Origin of the sequence: Salmonella sp. SAL04202, from assembly GCF_046550775.1 — a bacterium.
Taxonomy (GTDB): Bacteria; Pseudomonadota; Gammaproteobacteria; order Enterobacterales; family Enterobacteriaceae; genus Salmonella; species Salmonella enterica.
In genome coordinates, this window is the sequence record NZ_JBGDXK010000001.1 from 19,592 (window position 1) to 41,807 (window position 22,216).

Consider the following 22,216-nt stretch of genomic DNA (forward strand, 5'->3'; position numbering starts at 1 on the left):
GATAAAAACGATTAGTATGGAAAATAAAATGAAATGGGCGAGTATGACGTGGTATTGGCTGCTCTTGGTAGCTATGTGTATAGCTCCATTAAACGTGTGGGCAGACCATTTTACCTACAACAAATACATACCTATTACTCAAACTCAGGACATTAGCCAGTCTGTTGAAGATTTGTACATCTTGCGTAATGAAAATATTAAGTTTGAGGACAACACTATGAACCGAGGGAGTTTACTTTGTCTCTCTGAGAATGATCCCAGTAACGGTGCATGCTCTACGAGAAGTCTGTGGGGTCATAACGTGACGGTGGCTGGTAAGTTTTCAGCAATCAGGTTGATGTTTACAGATTTAAAAACAGGCAAGAAGGCAGAGGTGGCTCTTCAGGGATACCGTTCCAGTTCGTGTGGTGATTATTTTTTAGATTCTGGTGGAGGATGCGCCTATTCGTGGGGATATTATCTATGGATACCTGCAAGCGAACGCAGAAAACTCCCTATTGGGCAATGGAGCGCACATTTACAGATGCGGGCTGAGGCATGGTGGCATATTCCAATCGGTAGTTTAGTGTCGGATATCACGCTGAATGTGACAGACCACTTTGCAGAAAATGCTGCTATTTACTTTCCGCAGTTTGGTACTGCAACCCCTCGGGTGGATCTGAATCTGCACCGGCTGAATGCCTCACAAATGTCGGGCAGGGCTAATCTGGATATGTGTCTGTATGACGGAGGTGTGAAAGCCCGTTCATTACAGATGAAGATAGAAGGAAGCAATAAGTCAGGTACGGGATTTCAGGTTATAAAGAGCGATTCTGCTGATACGATTGATTATGCGGTCAGTATGAATTATGGGGGACGAAGTATTCCTGTCACCCGTGGCGTGGAGTTCAGTCTGGAGAACGTGGATAAAGCAGCAACGCGTCCGGTGGTACTTCCCGGGCAACGGCAGGCGGTACGTTGTGTGCCAGTGCCCCTTACCCTGACAACACAACCCTTTAACATCAGGGAGAAGCGTTCTGGTGAGTATCAGGGAACGCTGACAGTGACAATGCTGATGGGAACACAAACCCCCTGACAGTAATTATTTATTTTATTGATATCTTTCTTATATGGTTTTTTAAATCAGAGTTCTCTTTATATACTTGTTTTATTTAATAAAGAAAATCTATTCACTTATGAAAATCAATGCGTGAGGTTCTGCTTTCCTATGACTGAGTATTTAGATGATAAAGATAAAGAATTATTGAAAGAAATCCAAAAAGATTGTGCGCAAACTTTATGGCAACTTGCATATAAAGTGGGACTTACGCCCACACCATGTTTCAAACGTTTAAAAAAACTTAAAGACAGGGGGGTTATCATTGGTCAGTTCGCTTTATTGGATAAAGAAAAACTAGGTCTTTCACTTAATGTCTTTATTATGATTAACATATCTGAGGAGCAATACGCTAGTATTTCTGAGAAAATAAAGTCAATGCCTGAGGTTATTGCCTTTTATCGAATTTCTGGATCATTTAATTATTTAATGCATACAGTATTTACAGATATGAACGATTACTATAGTTTTTATGAGAAAATAATATTAACTAATTCTTCAATTAGTGGATCTGCATCGAGCTTTGTTCTTGAGCAAATAAAGGAAACAAACGAACTGCCAGTGTGAAAGTGTGATGTGTACTTACTGATTTAATACATTATTATCCTTCTTACGGAACAACAACGGCAGATTGCGGCTGTTGTACAAGGATTTTAATCAGCAGTGGTGAAATTAAGCAGCACAGAATAACACAGCGGAATATCACATGGTTAAATATCACCCCGTGCATGTAACAAAAAACCGCATTAAAACAGATGATGTTACTGATATTTATTTCGTTGAACCCTTCTGGAAAGAAGGCGAAAACCACATAATTGAGTCATTGATGTTTTTTGAAGAGTTACAAAAGTCATTTAATTTATTCAACCATAAATATGGGTTAAATAAATATATACTCAGGATCCCCTGGGAATTTGTGCTCATACATATGGAAAGGATCAGTAAATTAAATAGCGTCGGGTTATTTGCTGTTTCTGTTGACTTTAATAACAACCACAAATTTCTGAGCGAGTACATCAGGAGTCGCAGAGATTATGGTATGGAAGTTTGGTTTGATTTTTGTGGTAAACATTCTTATTCCAGTGAAATTAAAAACCTTGGGTTCTTTTTTCAGGCTTGCGTAGTGCCTCGTGATCCTAATTTTATTAGTAGTGTTTATCATTATCATAAGTTCCAAAAGATTCTTGTCGGGGATATAAATGATGTAGAACAGAGAGCCGTGTACCAGAACGAAGTTGATTACATGTATGGAATGCAATGGCCATCGTCATATGACGGTTTTTTCTTTCGGGATCATAAAAAAAATGAAACTTGGTGTATATAACAGAAGGAGTGAAAATTTGAATCAAAAATATCTTATTTATTTTTTGTTTAATTATTGTTTTGTTTTTTATTACGATTAAATATAAAGAACATCATTGTTCGTGCGGTGGGGAGGCTGGAAGTTTAGGGGATGACCGTTTATCAACAATTTTATTACAGCCACCATACGAATGGTTTATATATGCACTAGATGTATTATTTTAGTTTAATATATCGATGGTTGCTATTTGCATTGATGATGTTCCGTTACATTAAGGAATATACATCTGTATCTCGTTATACGCACACTCACATTACTAATCATTATTAATATGAGTGTGGTTCTTGTTTTACGCATGCATGGTTGCATGTGACGTTAAATTTAAATGAGCTGACTGTATGAATTCTAAATACTTTAGAGAGGTGTTTTTTGTCTCGGTAGTTGTTATATTATTATTTTATTTGGTGTTATTTGCAGCCAGTGCTCATGCTGAAGGCGGTTTCAGCTCTGGAGGCATTGGGTTATTTATGACGGGAACAAGAGAGATGCTACTGTAGAGATAATAAATTCTGCTAAAGATTCCCCAATTCTTGTGCATTGACATCCTCCACGTCCTGAAGGGCGTGGGTTCCTACTCCAACGGGCTGCCTGACTGCACGCTCCTTCCACAGGCAAGCACGGCGTGTCCCGCTCTAAAATGTTACGCGCGCCGTTTACATCGGCGTTCGCAGTATATCTTCATACCAGACACTTGTAAGTATCTCGCATAATCGTGCCATTCACATTTAGAGATCATACAACAGGACGGGGCTGTTTTTGGGCAGCCGGAAGTTAAGCCCATACCAGAAACGTTGCAGTGTACTGAAAAATGGCGCCAGGTTGCACCTGTTCAACGATTTTCTGAAGGCGCAGGAGTATTCATTACTGATATCCTCCATTGCGCCTTCGGGAACCCACAGAACCAGCTATTTTACCGATAGTGTTTAAAAGGCGTAAGTAATGCCGAGCATGAAGTCATTGGAGGCAGCCTTTGTGTCTGCATCATAAGCGGTATGTTCATCACCAGCATAGTGATTTTTTGAAATGCTTACTTTGCCGGCATTAATGTATTTATAACTGGCGTCAATCATAATATTATCTGTTACAGCATATTTTGCACCGATACCTGCGCCCCAGGCAAAGTTATTTTTTGAAGCAGACAGAGTTTCATTAATACCAAAACCAACAGGAATGGTGTTATTACTTAGCTTCACATGAGCGAGGCCAACGCCTGCGCTGATATAGGGTGTAAACGCCGTACTATTGTGAAAATCATAATAGCCATTAACCATGTAAGTGGTCATTCGGACCTGATTTTTTACATTTATGTGTACTGGCTGACCAAATGCAATAATATCCTGCCCGCCTTTAGCATCCGTCTCACCTCTGAAAGTGGTATCCAGTTCTAAACGTACTGGAAGCTGGAATGGATCATAAAAGTCATAACCGATAGCAACCCCGCCGCCAAAAACGCCTTTGGTACGGTCAGGTAACGTTGCATGACCATTGACTATCTCATCCTGGCTGAAGGTTGAGTTGATTCCATAGACATTTACTACAGATGTCCCCGCTTTCCCGGTGATATAGATCCCTTCTTTTGCTGATGCAGTAGCGGACCAGGCTACCACAAGGGGAATGATGCAGACTGCGAAAAAGTTTTTCATTTCAGAACCTGCCTTAACATTGGGCTAAAAGACAAGTTTCACGGTATAGGGGGTGATATAACGATTACATAAACGAAGCCCAAAAAACGGTCTATTGTAACGCTGGGTTTTCTGTAAGCGGGTAAAAAATGAGATGAAGATTTTAAATAACAATACGATAATCGTCGGTATGGAAATCCATCTCCTCGCCAAATTGCCCCACGTACGGTTTCACTTCTACGTTATGTAACGGGTAGTGTTAGATAGAGCGATGCTGTAAGAAAAAGATGAAGATGAATTTGTACCCGACCTGGATAAAGCCCGTTATCCAGGAATAACGGGCAAAAATATTTACTCAAGTGCCTGGGCGAGATCTTGTTGTACCTGTTGACGCTGTTCTGGTGTTAAGACTTTGCTTAAATCAAAATAATATTTAACCCGATAATAGCGAGCCTGTTGTTCTATGTTACTGAAGGCTGCAAGCTGCTGTTTTACGGCGGCGTCATCCCATTTACCGGATTTAATCACCTCTATCAGCGCACCGTCTTTAATTCCCTTCATAGAAATCTGACTGACGTCGGTTTCCAGTTGTTGGTGAAGTTTTTTGATCCGGGTAATCTGATCGTTTGTCAGCTTCAGATGCTGGACAATAGGATCCTGGGCGGGCAGGGGAGGATTGGGGACAGCGGTGGCGAAAGCGCCAAAAGAAACGCCCGCCAGAGTCGCTGCCAGTAAAGTTGTGCGTACAAAGTTTTTCATGAAGATATCCTGATAAGGGAGTGATTAACCGTTTTTATTACCCACGAATGGCGAGCAATTATCTTAGAGCCTATCCCATTAGGGCTATTTTACTTGCCATTTTGGACCTGGGCAGTGCTCAAAATCCTCACGTACTACGTGTACGCTCCGGTTTTTGCGCGCTGTCCGTGTCCAAACTGGCTGCGCCAATAACGCTTGGTGGGATAGGCTCTTAGTCAGAATACGTTGCCTGCCACATTACGCCACGCGAATTTGTTTTACGGAGAGTTACGGAGTGAAACAATCCCGCCGCGGTGAGCGGCAGGTTGCTTACAAGGTGAATGGATCGGCATCGCGCCAGGCTGGAAATTTTTCGCGATAGTCCTGCAAGGCGACGAGAGAAAGATCGGCATCGATACGTGTCGCCTGGTGTGGTTCGGCGGTGGCGATAATATCACCCTGGGGATTAATGATCCGGCTATCGCCGCGATAATGTAACCCGTTGCCATCGGTGCCAACCCGGTTGCAGCCTGCGACATAAGCCTGATTTTCAATAGCGCGCGCTGTCAGTAATGTTTGCCAGTGTAGCGAGCGCGGCGCGGGCCAGTTCGCTACATACAGCGCCAGATCGTAATCATTGCGGTTGCGTGACCATATCGGAAAGCGCAGATCGTAACAGATCAGCGGCAGAATGCGCCAACCGCGCCACTGCACGATGATGCGTTTATCGCCTGCGGCATAATGTTGATGTTCATCCGCCATACGAAAGAGATGGCGCTTATCATAGAGATGAACCTTGCCTTCCGGTTCAACCAGTAAGAAGCGATTTACGGCGCCGCGCTCAGTTTGTAGCGCCGCGCTGCCGGCAATCAGAGCGTCAGTTTGTCGGGCTTTGGCCTGCATCCACGTAATCACGCTATCTTGCGAAAGTGAGTTATTAGCGGCCTCCATCGCGAAGCCGGTGGTAAACATTTCAGGCAGAACAATCACATCCCGGCCAGATACGAGCTCTAGCTGTCTGTCAAAATGACGCAGGTTTGCCGGGCCGTCCATCCAGACTAAAGGTTGTTGCAACAGAGTAATTTTCAAACCAGACACGATCGGAGCTCCTCATTGAACAGCGTCTTTACACTGTAGCATGAGCAATAATAAAAAAGCGGCAAGAAAAAGCCCCGCGAAAGCGGGGCAGGAAAGACGCGAGACTGATTATGCGGCTTCGACTTTACGCACTTTCTCCGGCAGCTTTACCGGTTTGGTCGCCAGCGCTTCAGGTTCAAAATCATCAACGTTGATACTGCGCAGGCGGCTCTCTTCCGCTTTCGCCAGGATGGCGGCTTCATCTTTATCTATAAGCCCTTTCGCCAGCGCATTGCGCGCCAGTTCATCCAGACGAGTAAACGGCAGATTTTTACCCAGTTCTTTGCAGATGCGCTGGTGGATAGGGTCGGCAGCGATGACATCACGCAGCGCTTCTTCCAGTAAACCGACCGGATTATGTTCGGCGGGCGTCAGATACTGACCGCGCCCAATGCGTGAACGTGTGGCGTTCGGCACCTGTAGGATCTTCGCCACGGCGTGATCCAGCTTATCAGACGGCGCCAGATAATGACGGCCAGTCGGGAAGATCATCGCGGTGAGCAATCCGGCCACGACGCGGTTCGGGAAGTTCTGCAGCAGATCGTCCATCGCTTGTTCAGCACGATACAGCGCATCCTGTACGCCCCAGTGCACCAGCGGCAGGTCGGCTTCGTGGCGACCTTCGTCGTCGTAACGCTTCAGTACGGCTGAGGCCAGATAAAGCTGACTCAACACATCGCCCAGACGCGCGGAGATACGCTCGCGGCGTTTCAGGCTGCCGCCCAGTACCGCCATTGACACGTCAGACAGCAGCGCCAGGTTTGCGCTCAGTCGGTTCAGATGCTGGTAATAACGCTTCGTGGCGTCGCCGGTTGGCGTATGGCTCGTTAATCCGCGGGTCAGGCCAAGCCAGAAACTGCGGACGGTATTGCTGCCGACATGGCCGATATGTTTAAACAACAGCTTATCAAAGGCATTCACATCATTATTCTGCGCTGCGGCCATCTCTTCCAGTACATAAGGATGGCAGCGAATGGCGCCCTGACCAAAGATCATCATGCTACGGGTCAGGATATTCGCGCCTTCCACGGTGATCGCGATAGGCGCGCCCTGGTAAGCACGCGCCAGGAAGTTGCTCTCGCCCAGCATAATGCCTTTACCCCCAGTGATATCCATCGCGTCGATAATGGACTGCTGGCCGCGGTGGGTGCAGTGGTACTTCACGATAGCCGACAGTACCGCCGGTTTTTCACCCAGCATAATGCCATAGGTGATTAACGATGCGGCGGCATCCATCACATAAGCGTTACCTGCAATACGCGCCAGCGGTTCCTCAATACCTTCCATCTTGCCGATAGATATTTTGAACTGACGACGAATGTGAGCATAGGCGCCGGTTGCCAGCGCGACGGATTTCACCCCGCCAGTGGAGTTGGACGGCAGGGTAATACCGCGTCCTACCGACAAACATTCCACCAGCATACGCCAGCCTTGTCCGGCCATTTTGGGGCCGCCGATAATATAATCAATAGGCACGAAAATATCGTTACCGCGGGTTGGACCATTCTGGAACGGAACGTTAAGCGGGAAGTGACGACGACCAATTTCCACACCCGGCGTTGAGGTGGGGATCAGGGCACAGGTAATACCCAGCTCTTCTTCTCCGCCTAACAATCTATCCGGATCGGAAAGCTTAAACGCCAGGCCCAACACGGTAGCTATCGGCGCCAGCGTAATGTAACGCTTGTTCCAGGTCAGGCGCATACCCAGCACCTGCTGGCCCTGCCATTCGCCCATGCAAACCACGCCGGTATCCGGAATGGCGCCTGCATCAGAACCTGCTTCCGGGCTGGTCAGCGCAAAGCAGGGGATCTCCTGGCCGCGCGCCAGTCGCGGCAGATAGTGATTCTTCTGCTCTTCCGTACCATAGTGCTGCAACAACTCGCCAGGGCCGAGTGAGTTTGGAACGCCGACGGTGATAGCCAGAATTCCGGAGACGCCGGACAGTTTTTGCAGTACACGGGACTGCGCATAAGCGGAGAACTCCAGTCCGCCGTACTCTTTTTTAATGATCATCGCAAAAAAACGATGCTCTTTCAGATAAGCCCACAGTTCCGGCGGCAGATCCGCCAGTTCATGGGTAATCTGGAAATCGTTCGCCATCCGGCACGCTTCTTCTACCGGACCGTCGAGAAACGCTTGCTCTTCGGCAGTGAGTTGCGGTTGCGGATAGTTGTGCAGTTTTTTCCAGTCAGGCTTGCCCTGGAACAGATCGCCTTCCCACCAGGTTGTACCGGCATCAATCGCTTCTTTCTCAGTGCGCGACATCGGCGGCATGACCTTACGGAAGCCGCGGAACACCGGTGCGGAAATCATTGATTTTCGCATCGGTGTGAGGTTAAACGGCACGAGGATAATGGCCAGAGGAACCAACAGCCAGATGGACCACAGGCCAGCGACGCCAAGTGCGGCGGTCCAGGCGAGCAGAATCAGGCTGCTGAGAAATAAACTCACGCGGTGATAGAACAATGCGCCGAGCAGAACAACCGTAGCGATAATACTCAAAATCATCATAACGAAAAGCTCCCTTGCTTGTAGGAGGTCTGACCACTTGTGATGATTAGGTTGTAGTGGATGTAAAATCTTTTAGCAATGTGTTTACAAAATAATTACAACAAAGCTCACATTGTTGCCGTTTTTGGGGGCACGAAAAATCAAAAGCGTGAGGCGTTAATTCGGCTTATGCTTCTCGCCTGTACTGCTATCCGGTACACTGCATACTGTCATTTACATTCATGCTGAAGGATATCCTCATGTACCAGGATCTTATTCGTAACGAACTGAACGAAGCGGCGGAAACGCTGGCTAATTTTTTAAAAGATGACGCCAATATTCACGCCATTCAGCGCGCGGCGGTCCTGTTGGCTGACAGTTTTAAAGCGGGTGGTAAGGTACTTTCCTGCGGTAACGGCGGCTCCCATTGCGATGCGATGCACTTTGCTGAAGAGCTGACAGGTCGTTATCGTGAAAATCGTCCGGGCTACCCGGCAATTGCGATTTCTGATGTTAGCCATATATCCTGCGTCAGTAATGATTTTGGCTATGACTATATTTTCTCTCGTTACGTTGAGGCGGTAGGGCGCGAAGGCGATGTCCTGTTAGGGATCTCGACGTCGGGTAACTCTGGTAACGTGATTAAAGCGATTGCCGCGGCCCGTGAAAAAGGCATGAAAGTGATTACGTTGACCGGCAAAGACGGCGGCAAAATGGCGGGAACGGCGGATATTGAAATTCGCGTACCGCACTTCGGTTATGCCGATCGTATTCAGGAAATTCATATCAAAGTAATTCATATTTTGATTCAGTTGATCGAAAAAGAGATGGTTAAATAACTATACCCGTCATACTTCAAGCTGCAGGTGCGTTGGTTGCGCTCAGAAACCCCAGTCACATAGTTATCTATGTTCCTGGGGATTTCCTCCCTTACCGCCTTCCTGCAACTCGAATTATTTAGGGTATAGCATATTGTTTTCTTTGATATTTTGAGATTTGATTGGCTGTAAAAATTACGCCTTCCCGCTTAAGGCGTTTGTGGAGGTGATGTATGTGCGAACTGCTTGGGATGAGCGCCAATGTGCCGACGGATATCTGCTTTAGCTTCACCGGACTGGTGCAGCGTGGCGGCGGAACCGGGCCGCATAAAGACGGCTGGGGAATTACCTTTTACGAAGGAAAGGGCTGTCGCACGTTTAAAGATCCGCAACCGAGCTACCATTCGCCGATTGCGAAACTGGTACAGAATTACCCGATCAAGTCCTGCTCGGTTATCGCCCATATCCGTCAGGCTAATCGCGGTGAAGTAGCGCTGGAAAATACACACCCTTTTACCCGGGAATTATGGGGACGCAACTGGACTTATGCTCATAACGGTCAGCTCAACGGTTATAAGTCGCTGGAAACCGGTAATTTTCGTCCGGTGGGGGAAACCGACAGCGAAAAAGCGTTTTGCTGGCTATTGCATAAATTAACGCAGCGTTATCCCCGCACGCCGGGCAACATGACGGCGGTATTTAAATATATTGCGACACTGGCGACGGTATTACGTGAAAAAGGGGTTTTTAACATGCTGCTGTCAGATGGGCGATATGTGATGGCGTTTTGCTCAACCCATTTGCACTGGATCACTCGCCGGGCGCCGTTTGGCGTAGCCACGCTGGTGGATCAGGATATGGAAATTGATTTCAGTTCACAGACCACGCCAAATGACGTGGTTACCGTGATTGCTACCCAGCCGCTAACGGGGAATGAAACCTGGCAAAAGATTATGCCAGGCGAATGGGCGTTATTTTGCCTCGGAGAGCGTATAATTTGAGGCCAGCTGTGGCTGAACGACTTCGTGACTCAACGGTTTGCTCACGACGTAACGTCCATCAACGATAGAAACAGTTGGCGGCTTATGCGTCTGTTCAAAATAATCGTAGCCGGGTTTTAGCTGCGCCCAGAAATCTTTGTAATATGAATATTTATGACGCTGCATATTGGCGTCGGTCATCCGGAACGGATAAATACTCACCTGCACGCTCGGCTGACCAAAGACCAGCGCGGCGGTGACAAACTGGAAAATCTCATCAATGCCGCTGTCGGTCATGGCATAGCAGCCGACGGAAACACAGGCGCCGTGAATCATCAGATATTTACCATCATAGCCATGCGCGCGATCGTAGGCATTGGGAAAACCAATGTTGATGGCCTTATAAAAACGGCTGTCTGGTTTGAGTTGATTACGCTGAACGCTGTAAAACCCTTCCGGACTTTTAAAATCGCCCTGACGGCGTTTCGGGCCTAACCCGCCGGAATAGTTGCAAATTTTGTAGCTATCAAGCAACTGGTATTGCTCACCCATTTTGACGTAGAGATCAAGGGTGCGCTCTTCTTTAAAAATCTGAATATAGACCGGTGAGCCCATTAACTGCTGCTTATACTCTTTACTGACCGGCGTGACGGGGCTGCTGCTGCTCAGCAAACCGGCAAATGAGACGCACGGCATCAGAAGCATCGCAAGAAAAAATGCGATTTTACGCATACTGCTTGTTCCTTGATAAAACGGTTACACACGCCAGAACGGCAAAAGAGTCCCCAAATCGGAGTAATCTGGATTTGGAGCGCTCACATTAGCACCACGGCAGTTTTTCGCAAGTCCCCGTGTGTACGTTTACAATTTTCCCGCCGCTTTCGTCGTCATACCTTCGAATATGTCGCATTTTTAACGCGAATGTCTCTTTGCGCGCAATAAAACATACTGTACACTTAAACAGTATTGTGGGGGCGAGCGATGCGCAAAATCATACATGTTGATATGGACTGTTTTTTTGCCGCGGTAGAGATGCGTGATAATCCGGCGTTACGCGATATTCCCATTGCCATTGGCGGGAGTCGTGAGCGAAGAGGCGTTATCAGTACCGCCAACTATCCTGCGCGCCAGTTTGGCGTACGTAGCGCGATGCCGACCGCCATGGCGCTAAAGCTGTGCCCCCATCTCACCCTATTGCCTGGCCGCTTTGACGCCTATAAAGAGGCTTCGCGGCATGTACGTGACATCTTTTCCCGCTACACTTCACTGATTGAACCGCTCTCGCTGGATGAAGCCTGGCTGGATGTGACTGACAGCCCGCACTGTTATGGATCGGCAACTCTGATCGCCAGGGAGATTCGTCAGACTATTTTCAATGAACTGCAACTCACCGCCTCCGCTGGCGTTGCGCCAGTGAAATTTCTGGCGAAGATCGCCTCCGATCTCAATAAACCGAACGGACAATATGTTATTACGCCAGCCGATGTACCCGGCTTTCTTAAAACGTTGCCGTTAGCCAAAATTCCAGGCGTGGGGAAAGTTTCCGCCGCCAAACTGGAAAATATGGGGTTAAGAACCTGCGGGGATATTCAACAGTGCGATCTGGCGATGCTTCTCAAACGCTTCGGTAAATTTGGCCGGGTATTATGGGAGCGTAGTCAGGGTATTGACGAGCGTGATGTTAACAGCGAAAGGCTGCGTAAATCGGTAGGCGTTGAGCGTACTCTGGCGGAGGATATTCATGAATGGTCGGACTGCGAGGCCATTATTGAACATTTATATCCGGAACTGGAGCGTCGTCTGGCTATAGTAAAGCCCGATTTACTGATTGCCCGACAGGGCGTTAAATTAAAATTTAATGATTTTCAGCAAACCACTCAGGAACATGTCTGGCCGCAATTAAATAAAGAAGACTTAATTACCACCGCCCGTAAAACCTGGAACGAGCGTCGCGGCGAGCGCGGCGTACGGCTGGTGGGGTTACACGTAACGCTGCTCGACCCTCAGTTGGAACGACAGTTGGTGTTAGGGTTATAAGTCAGGCTATTAAGATTTTATCACTATTACGATTGCACCATCTAAATTTCAGTATTACTATACCCGCGTTTTCTCATTCTCAATAACTGCAAAGGAGGTTCATCATGACACTTTATTCTCTGAACGCACTTTGCAGACCTTTCCAGGATTAATTTTCTTTTATTGCTCTGGATTAGTCTGCCATTTCCTGATTTTTTAATTCATATATGGAATGGTATATGGGCAATTATATTCGTCCTTTATCAGATGTGGTATTTTCTATCGCATCGGATAACCTGTGGATCGAAGATTCCGCGATCCAACAATTATATACGACGGCTAAGTTAACCGGTATGAAACGCGTTATCGGGATGCCAGATCTGCATCCGGGGCGCGGCTACCCTATTGGCGCAGCCTTTTTCTCACGTGGACGTTTTTATCCGGCGCTGGTCGGCAACGATATCGGCTGCGGCATGGCGTTATGGCAAACGGATATTTTAGGGCGTAAATATAACGCCGATAAACTGGAGAAGCGGCTGGCGTCGCTGACTGACGTGGCGGACGCGCAGTGGCTGGAGGAGAATGTCCCCGCCGCAATGCAGCATCATTCGTGGCGCTCTGCGCTGGGTTCCATTGGCGGCGGCAATCATTTTGCCGAGCTGCAGCAGGTCGATCGCATCGTCGATGCTGATTCGTTCGCTTTGTCGGGGTTGCAAAAAGCGCAGTTATTACTGCTGGTACACAGTGGTTCACGCGGTCTGGGGCAAGCTATCCTGCGTCGTCATGTGGAGGCGTTTTCGCATAACGGTTTGCCGGAAGATAGCGACGATGCGCGCCGCTACCTTGCAGAACATGACGATGCGCTGGCATTTGCCCGCAGTAATCGCGCGCTGATTGCCCGCCGGATACTGCAACAGCTCAGGGCTGAGGGCGAACCGCGGCTGGATGTGGCGCATAACTTCGTTGAACCCTGTACTGTCGCGGGTGAGGCGGGGTGGCTGCATCGTAAAGGCGCTACGCCAGATGGGCAGGGACTGGTGATTATCCCCGGCTCGCGCGGCGATTATAGCTGGCTGGTGAAACCCGTCGTCAGCGAGGAGAGCCTCTTCTCCCTGGCGCACGGCGCGGGGCGCAAATGGATGCGTACCGAGTGTAAAGACCGGTTATCGGCAAAATTTACCCCGCGACAGCTCTGCCGTACCGGGATGGGTAGCCGGGTGATTTGCCGCGATCGCCAGCTCATTTATGAAGAAGCGCCGCAGGCGTATAAATCCATCGATAGCGTTGTGGATTGTCTGGCAGACGCCGGACTGATTACGCCAGTTGCCTGCCTGCGTCCGGTGCTGACGCTGAAAACCTCAGGGGAGAAAAACGCATGATCTTACTGCAACTTTCTTCCGCACAGGGACCGGACGAGTGTTGTCTGGCGGTAAAAAAAGCGCTGGATTGTCTGACGAAAGAAGCTGCCAGAGAAAAGGTATCGTTGACGCGACTTGAAACAGAGCCGGGACGATTACCAGACACGCTGCGTTCTGCGCTGGTCTCGCTGGACGGCGAAAAAGCTATGGCTTTCAGTGAACGTTGGTGCGGCACGTTACTGTGGATTTGTACCAGCCCGTATCGTCCGCACCATGGGCGAAAAAACTGGTACGTCGGCATTGGGCGCTTTTCCGCCGACGAGCACATACAGTCTGATGAGATTTGTTTCGAGACTTTGCGCTCTTCCGGCCCGGGTGGGCAGCACGTTAATAAAACCGACTCGGCAGTGCGGGCCACGCACCTGGCGAGCGGGATTAGCGTGAAGGTTCAGTCGGAGCGCAGTCAACATGCGAATAAGCGTCTGGCCCGGCTGCTGATTGCCTGGCGGCTGGAACAGCAACGGCAAAATGAGTGTGCGGCGTTGAAGTCTGAAAGGCGTCTGTTCCATCATCAGATTGAGCGCGGCAATCCGCTGCGGATATTTAAAGGAATGGCGTTTACGCCACAATAATTCGGTGTTACCGGCGCTGTTATAGGGCTGTCCGGCTATTCGCGTGTAGCCGCAGCGCTATTCAGCGCATCCAGGAGAGCTTATCTGGCAATGGATACCCGATATTCCATATTGATAGCCCGTCCAGAAATGGGACGGGCATTTTAGCGCTTTCTTACTTCGCAGGAATCGCTTTCAGCAATTCGGTCAGCAGAGTCCAGTAGTGGCCGACGCTTTCGATATGTACCTGCTCATCCGGAGAGTGAGGTCCGGTAATGGTAGGCCCAATAGAAACCATGTCCATATCCGGATAGGGTTTCTTAAACAGACCGCATTCCAGGCCGGCGTGGATAATCTGGATGTTCGGTGTCTTGTTGAACAGACGCTGATAGGTTTCCCGCACCAGGTGCATGACCGGCGAGTTCGCATCGGGCTGCCAGCCAGGATAGCTGCCTTTTGCTTCGGTTTTCGCGCCAGCCAGCTTGCCCAGCGAATCCAGCATACTCACCACATAATCTTTACCGCTGTCGATAAGAGAGCGAATCAGGCAGTGAATTTCGACATTCGCATCAGACATTGTGACCACGCCAACGTTCAGCGATGTTTCCACTACGCCTTTCGCCACGTCTGAATTGCGGATCACGCCGTTCGGCGTTGCGTTCAGCAGGCGCACAAAGGTATCGCGTGACGGCGCGGTCAATGCGGCTTTATCACTGGCAACCTCATTGAGTTGCAGCGTCAGGTTTTTCTCTTTTTCCGCCAGTTCGTTTTTCAGAATATCCTGGTAAGCGTTCACTAACGTTTTCAGAGCGCCTACGTTGTCTGCGGCAACGGCGAGGGTAGCGAACGCTTCGCGCGGAATCGCGTTACGCAGCGTGCCGCCGTTGAAATCGATCAGACGCAGATCCAGTTCTTCTGCGTGCCCGGCCAGAAAACGCGCCAGCAATTTGTTGGCATTGCCAAGGCCGAGGTGAATTTCACCACCGGAGTGGCCGCCTTTCAGGCCTTTCAGGGTTAGCTTAAAGCACGCAAATCCTGCGGGTACAGCTTCACGGGTCAACGGCAGATTAGAGGTAAAATCGATGCCGCCTGCGCAGCCCATATAGATCTCACCTTCTTCTTCAGAGTCGGTGTTGATCAGGATGTCGGCCTGCAACCAGCCGGACTGGAGGCCGAACGCGCCATCCATGCCCGCTTCTTCGGTCATGGTCAGCAGCACTTCCAGCGGGCCGTGGACGACATTATCATCAGCCAGTACCGCTAACGCAGAAGCCATTCCAATACCATTGTCGGCGCCGAGCGTAGTACCGCGCGCTTTAACCCATTCGCCATCAATATAAGGCTGGATAGGATCTGTAGTGAAGTCGTGAACGGTGTCGCTATTTTTTTGCGGCACCATATCCAGATGCGCCTGTAAAACGACCGGCTTGCGATTTTCCATACCTGCAGTGGCGGGCTTACGGATCAGAATATTACCGACCTGGTCGCGATCCACGTAAAGGCCTTTCTCTTTGGCCCAACTCACAATATGTTCCGCGAGTTGCTCTTCGTGATAGGACGGGTGAGGAATAGAACAGATTTTGGCAAAAATATCCCACAAAGGTTGTGGTGATAACTGAGACAGTTCAGACACGATAAGTCTCCTTGGCGGTGGTCTGAAAAACGTTCTTACAGGCCACAGGGTTAGCGGAATTGATAACTCTTACGAGATGCGACTGAGAATACCACTTTCTCCGCCTGCGGGTAGTATAAAGCATACAAAAAGAGGCGTGGATTCCGCTAAACACTGGTTTTTAGCGCGTCAGGTCTCTATAATCTCGCGCAACTATTTCCCCCTCGAACACTTTTTAAGCCGTAGATAAACAGGCTGGGACACTTCACATGAGCGAAAAATACGTCGTCACCTGGGACATGTTGCAGATTCACGCACGCAAACTGGCGAGCCGCCTCATGCCTTCAGAACAATGGAAAGGCATTATTGCCGTAAGTCGTGGCGGCCTTGTACCGGGCGCACTACTGGCGCGTGAATTGGGCATTCGTCATGTCGATACCGTATGCATCTCCAGCTACGATCACGATAACCAGCGCGAACTGAAAGTGCTGAAACGTGCAGAAGGCGACGGCGAAGGCTTTATCGTCATCGACGATCTGGTCGATACCGGCGGCACCGCCGTCGCGATTCGCGAAATGTACCCTAAAGCGCATTTCGTCACGATTTTCGCTAAACCGGCGGGCCGTCCGCTGGTTGATGATTATGTTATTGATATTCCTCAGAACACCTGGATTGAGCAGCCCTGGGATATGGGTGTGGTATTTGTACCGCCGATTTCAGGTCGTTAATCAGCAGCTTTTCAGAGCGCCCGGCAATGCCGGGCGCTGTTTTATTGGTTACAATAAGCCTCTATGAGTATCCAAGGAGGCTGCACGAATGACACAGGCTAACCTCAGCGAAACCCTGTTCAAACCCCGCTTTAAACATACTGAAACGTCTACCCTTGTCCGTCGGTTCAATCGTGGGTCGCAGCCGCCCATGCAATCCGCGCTGGACGGTAAGAACGTCCCGCACTGGTACCGCATGATAAACCGCCTGATGTGGATTTGGCGCGGCGTTGATCCACGAGAAATCCTTGATGTGCAGGCGCGCATTGTGATGAGCGACGCAGAGCGAACGGATGATGATTTATACGATACGGTCATCGGTTACCGCGGCGGCAACTGGATTTATGAGTGGGCAAAGCAGGCGATGGACTGGCAGCAGAAAGCCTGTCAGGAACAGGACGCCATGCGCAGCGGACGCTACTGGCTTCATGCCTCAACGCTCTATAACATTGCCGCCTACCCGCATTTGAAGGGCGATGAGCTGGCGGAGCAGGCGCAGGCGCTGGCGAATCGCGCCTATGAAGAGGCCGCGCAGCGGTTGCCCGGCTCGTTACGTGAAATGGAATTTGCCGTTCCTGGCGGTTCGCCTGTCACCGCGTTTTTACATATGCCGAAAGGGGATGGTCCGTTTCCGACGGTGCTCATGTGCGGCGGCCTGGACGCCATGCAAACCGACTATTACACCCTGTATGAACGCTATTTCGCGCCGCGCGGTATTGCGATGTTAACGCTTGATATGCCTTCGGTTGGATTTTCATCAAAGTGGAAATTAACCCAGGATTCCAGCTTGCTCCACCAGCATGTGTTAAAAGCGCTTCCTAATGTCCCCTGGGTGGATCATACCCGTGTTGCGGCGTTTGGTTTCCGTTTTGGCGCCAATGTTGCGGTGCGTCTGGCCTATCTGGAAGCGCCGCGTTTGAAAGCGGTGGCTTGCCTGGGGCCGGTGGTCCATGCGCTACTTAGCGATCCGCAACGACAGAGCACGGTGCCGGAGATGTATCTGGATGTGCTGGCCAGCCGTCTGGGTATGCATGATGCTTCGGATGAGGCGCTGCGTGTGGAGCTCAATCGCTATTCGTTGAAAGTACAGGGGCTACTGGGCAGACGTTGTCCTACGCCAATGCTTTCCGGCTTCTGGAAAAACGATCCCTTCAGCCCGGAAGAAGAGTCTCGCTTAATTACAACATCATCTTCAGACGGTAAGCTGATAGAGATCCCTTTTAACCCGGTGTACCGCAATTTTGACCACGCGCTGCAAGAAATTACCGACTGGATTAATCATAGATTGTGTTAATAGATTGATAAATTCTATTGATTTGGTAAAACAGTTGCTTCATTAAAGGAGATCGCAATGACGTTACCGAGTGGACACCCGAAAAGTAGATTGATCAAGAAATTTACCGCGCTTGGCCCCTATATCCGGGAAGGGCAGTGCGAAGACAATCGTTTTTTTTTCGATTGCCTGGCAGTTTGCGTCAACGTGAAGCCCGCGCCAGAGAAGCGTGAATTTTGGGGCTGGTGGATGGAGCTGGAAGCACAAGAGAAACGCTTCACTTATCGTTATCAGTTTGGTTTGTTTGATAAAGAGGGTAACTGGACCGCAGTGCCGATTAACGAAACCGAAGTGGTGGAGCGACTGGAATACACGCTACGCGAGTTTCATGAAAAGCTACGCGACCTGCTGATTTCTATGGAGCTGGCGCTGGAGCCGTCTGACGATTTCAACGACGAGCCGGTAAAACTGTCGGCATAACCCTGCTGTCATGCCTGATGGCGCAGCGCCATCAGGCACAATGCGACTTATCAGAACTGGTAGGTCAACCCTATTGCCACAATATCATCGTCATTAATGCCTAACGTGTTATCGCTATCAAGCTGATTGATTTTGTAATCTACAAACGCGGACATATTTTTGTTGAAGTAATAGGTTGCGCCAACGTCAATGTAATTCACCAAATCCTCACTGCCGACGCCCTCAATATCTTTGCCTTTTGACAGCACATAGCCTAATGACGGACGCAGACCAAAATCAAACTGATACTGGATAACTGCTTCGAAGTTTTGGGTTTTATTGGCAAATCCGCCGGAAACTGGCGTCATGTTGCGGGTTTCTGAATAGAAGGTCGCAATATAAATATCATTAGCGTCATACTTTACACCCGTAGCCCAGGCTTCGGCTTTATCGCCCGTACCGCGGCGCTGCAGATTTTGCTCCCTGGTGCGATCGGAGAGAGTATAAGCGCCGCTGACGGCAAAATCGCTGCCGCCGAAATCATAGCTCACGGATGTGCCGAAGCCGTCGCCGTTTTGCTTTTTCACATCGCGATTTTCGTTTTTCCCCTGATACTGTAAGGTAAGATCCAGTCCATCAACGATGCCGAAGAAATCGGTATTGCGGTAAGTCGCCAGCCCGCTGGCGCGTTTAGTCATAAAATTATCGGTCTGGGCGGAAGAGTCGCCGCCGAATTCGGGAAACATATCCGTCCAGGCCTCAACATCGTACAGCGCGCCCAGGTTACGTCCATAGTCAAAAGAACCGATATCTTTTAATTTCAGGCCTGCAAAGGCCAGGCGGGTTTTTTGCTGGGACGAATCACTTTCGGCTTTATTACCGGCAAACTCAGCTTCCCAGCGCCCGTAGCCGGTCAATTGAGCGTTAATTTGCGTTTCGCCTTTAAAACCAAAACGAACGTAGCTTTGATCGCCATCTTTGCTGTCATAATCGCTCATATAGTGCATGGCTTTAACTTTTCCATACACATCAAGCTTATTACCGTTTTTATTGTAAACCTCGGCGGCGTGAACAGATGCTGATGCGATGATACTCACCACTATTGCCAGAGTGCTCTTATTCATTTCCATTCCTGTTTTAATTACGCGCTATGATTTGTCGGGAAACCCGGTAAAAAACAGGAAGGTTTTTAACGTTCGGTAATGAAATATTTATGACAAAGTGAGAATTTTTTTAAAAAAATATGTTTAATTGTTGCGGTAATAAAATGGTCAAATTCTGCCGCTACGCTTGCTGATCCTGCGCAACAAAATTTCACGCTACGCGTACAGGTTGTTGGCAACCGGAGCCAGTCCTGCTAAAACGTTCATTTGGTCTTTATTTCTTATTTTGAACGGCAGAGAATCATGAGTGACAGCCAGACGCTGGTCGTAAAACTCGGCACCAGCGTGCTAACAGGCGGATCGCGCCGCCTGAACCGTGCCCATATCGTAGAACTTGTCCGCCAGTGCGCGCAGCTACACGCCGCGGGACATCGTATTGTTATTGTTACCTCTGGCGCGATTGCCGCCGGACGTGAACATCTCGGCTATCCGGAACTGCCGGCAACGATCGCCTCTAAACAGCTTCTGGCGGCGGTAGGGCAAAGCCGTCTGATTCAACTGTGGGAGCAGTTGTTTTCAATTTACGGTATCCATATCGGGCAGATGCTGTTGACGCGTGCGGATATGGAAGACAGAGAGCGCTTTCTGAACGCCCGCGATACGCTACGTGCATTACTGGATAACCATATTGTGCCGGTTATCAATGAAAATGATGCCGTTGCGACAGCGGAAATTAAAGTGGGCGATAACGATAACCTCTCCGCGCTGGCGGCGATCCTGGCAGGCGCGGATAAACTGCTGCTGCTGACCGATCAGCAAGGATTATTTACCGCCGATCCGCGTAGCAATCCGCAGGCGGAGCTTATCAAAGATGTGTATGGCGTTGACGATGCGCTGCGCTCTATCGCGGGAGACAGCGTTTCCGGGCTGGGAACCGGTGGTATGAGCACTAAGCTTCAGGCGGCAGACGTAGCCTGTCGCGCGGGTATTGATACGATTATTGCCTCAGGCAGTAAACCGGGCGTGATCGGCGATGTGATGGAGGGGATTTCCGTCGGCACCCGTTTTCATGCGCAAGCCTCGCCGCTGGAGAACCGCAAACGCTGGATCTTCGGCGCGCCGCCGGCAGGCGAAATTACGGTTGATGAAGGCGCGACCGCGGCAATGCTGGAACGTGGCAGTTCACTTCTGCCAAAAGGCATCAAAAGCGTGACGGGCAATTTCTCGCGGGGGGAGGTCATCAGAATTTGTAACCTGCAAGGGCGTGATATTGCTCATGGCGTCAGCCGTTATAACAGTGATGCTCTGCGGCGGATAGCCGGTCACCACTCTCAACAAATCGATGCGATTCTTGGCTATGAATATGGCCCGGTCGCTGTTCATCGTGATGACATGATTACTCGATAAGGAACAGGCATATGCTGGAACAAATGGGCATTGCTGCTAAAGCGGCGTCGTATAAGCTGGCGCTGCTCTCCAGCGGCGAAAAAAATCGCGTGCTGGAAAAAATAGCCGATGAACTGGAAGCGCAAATGGAAAGTATCCTCAGCGCGAACGTACAAGATGTTGAGCAGGCGCGAGCCAACGGCCTGAGCGAAGCGATGCTGGACCGCCTGACGCTGACCCCTGCGCGTCTGAAAGCGATTGCTGACGATGTGCGCCAGGTCTGTAATCTCGCCGACCCGGTCGGGCAGGTGATCGACGGCGGTCTGCTGGACAGCGGGCTACGTCTGGAGCGCCGCCGCGTGCCGTTGGGCGTGGTTGGCGTTATCTATGAGGCGCGTCCGAATGTTACCGTTGATGTGGCTTCTTTGTGTCTGAAAACCGGTAATGCGGTGATTCTACGCGGTGGGAAAGAGACGCATCGCACGAATGCCGCAACCGTTCGTGTCATTCAGAAGGCGCTGAAAGCTTGCGGTTTACCGGAGGCGGCGGTTCAGGCGATTGATAATCCGGACCGTTCGCTGGTCAATGAAATGCTGCGTATGGATAAGTACATCGATATGCTGATCCCGCGCGGCGGCGCAGGCTTGCATAAACTGTGCCGCGAGCAATCCACCATTCCGGTGATTACCGGCGGGATTGGCGTGTGCCATATTTTTGTCGATAGCAGCGCAGACATCGCCCCGGCGCTGAAGATTATTGTCAACGCTAAAACCCAGCGCCCGAGCACCTGTAACACGGTGGAAACCTTGCTGGTGCATCAGGACATCGCAGAACGCTTTTTGCCTGCGCTGAGCAAGCAGATGGCGGAGAGCGGCGTGACGTTGCATGGGGATGAAACCGTCATGCAGGTACTGCATGGCCCTGCCAAACTGGTGCCGCTGAAACCGGAAGAGCTGGATAACGAGTTTCTGTCTCTGGAGCTGAACGTTGTGGTGGTCGAAAATATGGATGGCGCTATCGCTCACATTCGCGAACATGGTACTCAGCACTCCGATGCGATTTTGACGAGTGATATGCATAATGCTGCGCGTTTCGTGAACGAAGTGGATTCCGCTGCGGTTTATGTCAACGCCTCTACCCGTTTTACCGACGGCGGGCAGTTTGGGCTTGGCGCAGAAGTGGCGGTCAGCACGCAGAAATTACATGCCCGCGGTCCGATGGGGCTTGAAGCGCTTACCACCTATAAGTGGATAGGCTTTGGCGATGGTACGATTCGTGCGTAATTAATGACGAGCGGTGCAAAAATAGCCGGTTGAGTAGCAAGGCTATTGACGCACCGCCCGGTTAGTTTTAACCTTCTACCCCGTGATTCACCCGCGTGAAC

21 protein-coding genes and 1 pseudogene are annotated in these 22,216 nt (G+C 49.9%); 14 read left to right on the forward strand and 8 right to left on the reverse strand.

Annotated features, from left to right (window positions below; genetic code table 11):
* Positions 1-28: 28 nt before the first annotated feature.
* From ACLJQJ_RS00130 to tioA, 3 genes are all read left to right on the forward strand, one after another.
* A complete protein-coding gene (locus ACLJQJ_RS00130; protein WP_001543176.1) occupies positions 29-1,075 on the forward strand; it encodes a CfaE/CblD family pilus tip adhesin in 1,047 nt (348 codons plus the stop codon).
* 132 nt (positions 1,076-1,207) lie between these two features.
* Positions 1,208-1,663, forward strand: coding sequence for an Lrp/AsnC family transcriptional regulator TinR (gene tinR, locus ACLJQJ_RS00135; protein WP_000141547.1), 456 nt, complete (start codon positions 1,208-1,210; stop codon positions 1,661-1,663).
* Positions 1,664-1,802: 139 nt separating this feature from the next.
* Positions 1,803-2,420, forward strand: coding sequence for a protein TioA (gene tioA / locus ACLJQJ_RS00140; RefSeq protein ID WP_000241747.1), 618 nt, complete (start codon positions 1,803-1,805; stop codon positions 2,418-2,420).
* Positions 2,421-3,030: 610 nt separating this feature from the next.
* Here the strand turns inward: tioA and ACLJQJ_RS00145 are convergent.
* Positions 3,031-3,134 (reverse strand): annotated as a pseudogene (locus ACLJQJ_RS00145) (hypothetical protein); the annotation flags it as partial.
* 56 nt (positions 3,135-3,190) lie between these two features.
* Between ACLJQJ_RS00145 and ACLJQJ_RS00150 the strand changes: the two are divergent.
* A complete protein-coding gene (locus ACLJQJ_RS00150; RefSeq protein ID WP_031603244.1) occupies positions 3,191-3,379 on the forward strand; it encodes a hypothetical protein in 189 nt (62 codons plus the stop codon).
* A gap of 3 nt (positions 3,380-3,382) precedes the next feature.
* Here ACLJQJ_RS00150 and pagN read toward each other — a convergent pair whose 3' ends face one another.
* The 4 genes from pagN to fadE all read right to left on the reverse strand — a co-directional run bounded on the left by pagN (position 3,383) and on the right by fadE (position 8,470).
* Positions 3,383-4,102 (reverse strand): adhesin/invasin protein PagN, encoded by a 720-nt coding sequence (pagN, locus tag ACLJQJ_RS00155; RefSeq protein ID WP_000787605.1) that lies wholly within the window; start codon positions 4,100-4,102, stop codon positions 3,383-3,385.
* A gap of 330 nt (positions 4,103-4,432) precedes the next feature.
* Positions 4,433-4,840, reverse strand: coding sequence for a Spy/CpxP family protein refolding chaperone (locus tag ACLJQJ_RS00160; protein ID WP_000788200.1), 408 nt, complete (start codon positions 4,838-4,840; stop codon positions 4,433-4,435).
* Between the two features lie 309 nt (positions 4,841-5,149).
* On the reverse strand, positions 5,150-5,917 hold the full coding sequence (locus ACLJQJ_RS00165; protein ID WP_000015789.1) for an amidohydrolase: 768 nt from the start codon (positions 5,915-5,917) through the stop codon (positions 5,150-5,152).
* 108 nt (positions 5,918-6,025) lie between these two features.
* Positions 6,026-8,470, reverse strand: coding sequence for an acyl-CoA dehydrogenase FadE (fadE, locus tag ACLJQJ_RS00170; RefSeq protein WP_000973041.1), 2,445 nt, complete (start codon positions 8,468-8,470; stop codon positions 6,026-6,028).
* Between the two features lie 239 nt (positions 8,471-8,709).
* Between fadE and lpcA the strand changes: the two genes are divergently transcribed.
* On the forward strand, positions 8,710-9,288 hold the full coding sequence (lpcA, locus tag ACLJQJ_RS00175) for a D-sedoheptulose 7-phosphate isomerase (protein ID WP_000284051.1): 579 nt from the start codon (positions 8,710-8,712) through the stop codon (positions 9,286-9,288).
* Positions 9,289-9,500: 212 nt separating this feature from the next.
* Positions 9,501-10,268 carry a class II glutamine amidotransferase gene (locus tag ACLJQJ_RS00180; protein ID WP_000333387.1) on the forward strand — a complete coding sequence of 256 codons (768 nt, stop codon included), beginning with the start codon at positions 9,501-9,503 and terminating at the stop codon, positions 10,266-10,268.
* Here the strand turns inward: ACLJQJ_RS00180 and dpaA are convergent.
* Complete coding sequence (dpaA, locus tag ACLJQJ_RS00185; protein ID WP_001225658.1) at positions 10,239-10,979, reverse strand: peptidoglycan meso-diaminopimelic acid protein amidase; 741 nt, start codon at positions 10,977-10,979, stop codon at positions 10,239-10,241. The two genes, ACLJQJ_RS00180 and dpaA, sit on opposite strands and share 30 nt — an antisense overlap.
* Positions 10,980-11,228: 249 nt before the next feature.
* Between dpaA and dinB the strand changes: the two genes are divergently transcribed.
* The 3 genes from dinB to prfH all read left to right on the forward strand — a co-directional run bounded on the left by dinB (position 11,229) and on the right by prfH (position 14,253).
* Entirely contained in the window at positions 11,229-12,284 is a 1,056-nt protein-coding gene (gene dinB, locus ACLJQJ_RS00190; RefSeq protein WP_001226205.1) for a DNA polymerase IV, read from the forward strand.
* Positions 12,285-12,502: 218 nt separating this feature from the next.
* Positions 12,503-13,642: an RNA ligase RtcB family protein gene (locus ACLJQJ_RS00195; protein WP_063809042.1), complete on the forward strand. Its 1,140-nt coding sequence runs from the start codon at positions 12,503-12,505 to the stop codon at positions 13,640-13,642.
* Positions 13,639-14,253, forward strand: coding sequence for a peptide chain release factor H (prfH, locus tag ACLJQJ_RS00200; RefSeq protein ID WP_063809043.1), 615 nt, complete (start codon positions 13,639-13,641; stop codon positions 14,251-14,253). The genes ACLJQJ_RS00195 and prfH overlap by 4 nt, the downstream gene beginning before the upstream one ends.
* Before the next feature lie 154 nt (positions 14,254-14,407).
* Here the strand turns inward: prfH and pepD are convergent, their stop codons facing one another.
* Entirely contained in the window at positions 14,408-15,865 is a 1,458-nt protein-coding gene (gene pepD / locus ACLJQJ_RS00205) for a cytosol nonspecific dipeptidase (RefSeq protein WP_001292977.1), read from the reverse strand.
* A gap of 248 nt (positions 15,866-16,113) precedes the next feature.
* On the opposite strand from pepD, the gene gpt reads away from it, so the two are divergent.
* From gpt to crl, 3 genes are all read left to right on the forward strand, one after another.
* Positions 16,114-16,572, forward strand: coding sequence for a xanthine phosphoribosyltransferase (gpt, locus tag ACLJQJ_RS00210; RefSeq protein ID WP_001292018.1), 459 nt, complete (start codon positions 16,114-16,116; stop codon positions 16,570-16,572).
* An 88-nt stretch (positions 16,573-16,660) separates the two neighbouring features.
* Positions 16,661-17,905, forward strand: a complete 1,245-nt coding sequence (gene frsA / locus ACLJQJ_RS00215) for an esterase FrsA (protein ID WP_000189586.1) — start codon at positions 16,661-16,663, stop codon at positions 17,903-17,905.
* A gap of 57 nt (positions 17,906-17,962) precedes the next feature.
* Positions 17,963-18,364, forward strand: a complete 402-nt coding sequence (gene crl, locus ACLJQJ_RS00220) for a sigma factor-binding protein Crl (RefSeq protein WP_000174693.1) — start codon at positions 17,963-17,965, stop codon at positions 18,362-18,364.
* 50 nt (positions 18,365-18,414) lie between these two features.
* Here crl and phoE read toward each other — a convergent pair whose 3' ends face one another.
* A complete protein-coding gene (phoE, locus tag ACLJQJ_RS00225) occupies positions 18,415-19,467 on the reverse strand; it encodes a phosphoporin PhoE (RefSeq protein ID WP_058107409.1) in 1,053 nt (350 codons plus the stop codon).
* A 282-nt stretch (positions 19,468-19,749) separates the two neighbouring features.
* Here phoE and proB point away from each other — a divergent pair, with 282 nt between their 5' ends.
* Together proB and proA are read left to right on the forward strand one after the other, a co-directional pair.
* On the forward strand, positions 19,750-20,853 hold the full coding sequence (gene proB, locus ACLJQJ_RS00230) for a glutamate 5-kinase (protein ID WP_001285275.1): 1,104 nt from the start codon (positions 19,750-19,752) through the stop codon (positions 20,851-20,853).
* 11 nt (positions 20,854-20,864) lie between these two features.
* On the forward strand, positions 20,865-22,115 hold the full coding sequence (proA, locus tag ACLJQJ_RS00235; RefSeq protein ID WP_063809044.1) for a glutamate-5-semialdehyde dehydrogenase: 1,251 nt from the start codon (positions 20,865-20,867) through the stop codon (positions 22,113-22,115).
* The last annotated feature ends 101 nt before the right edge of the window (positions 22,116-22,216 follow it).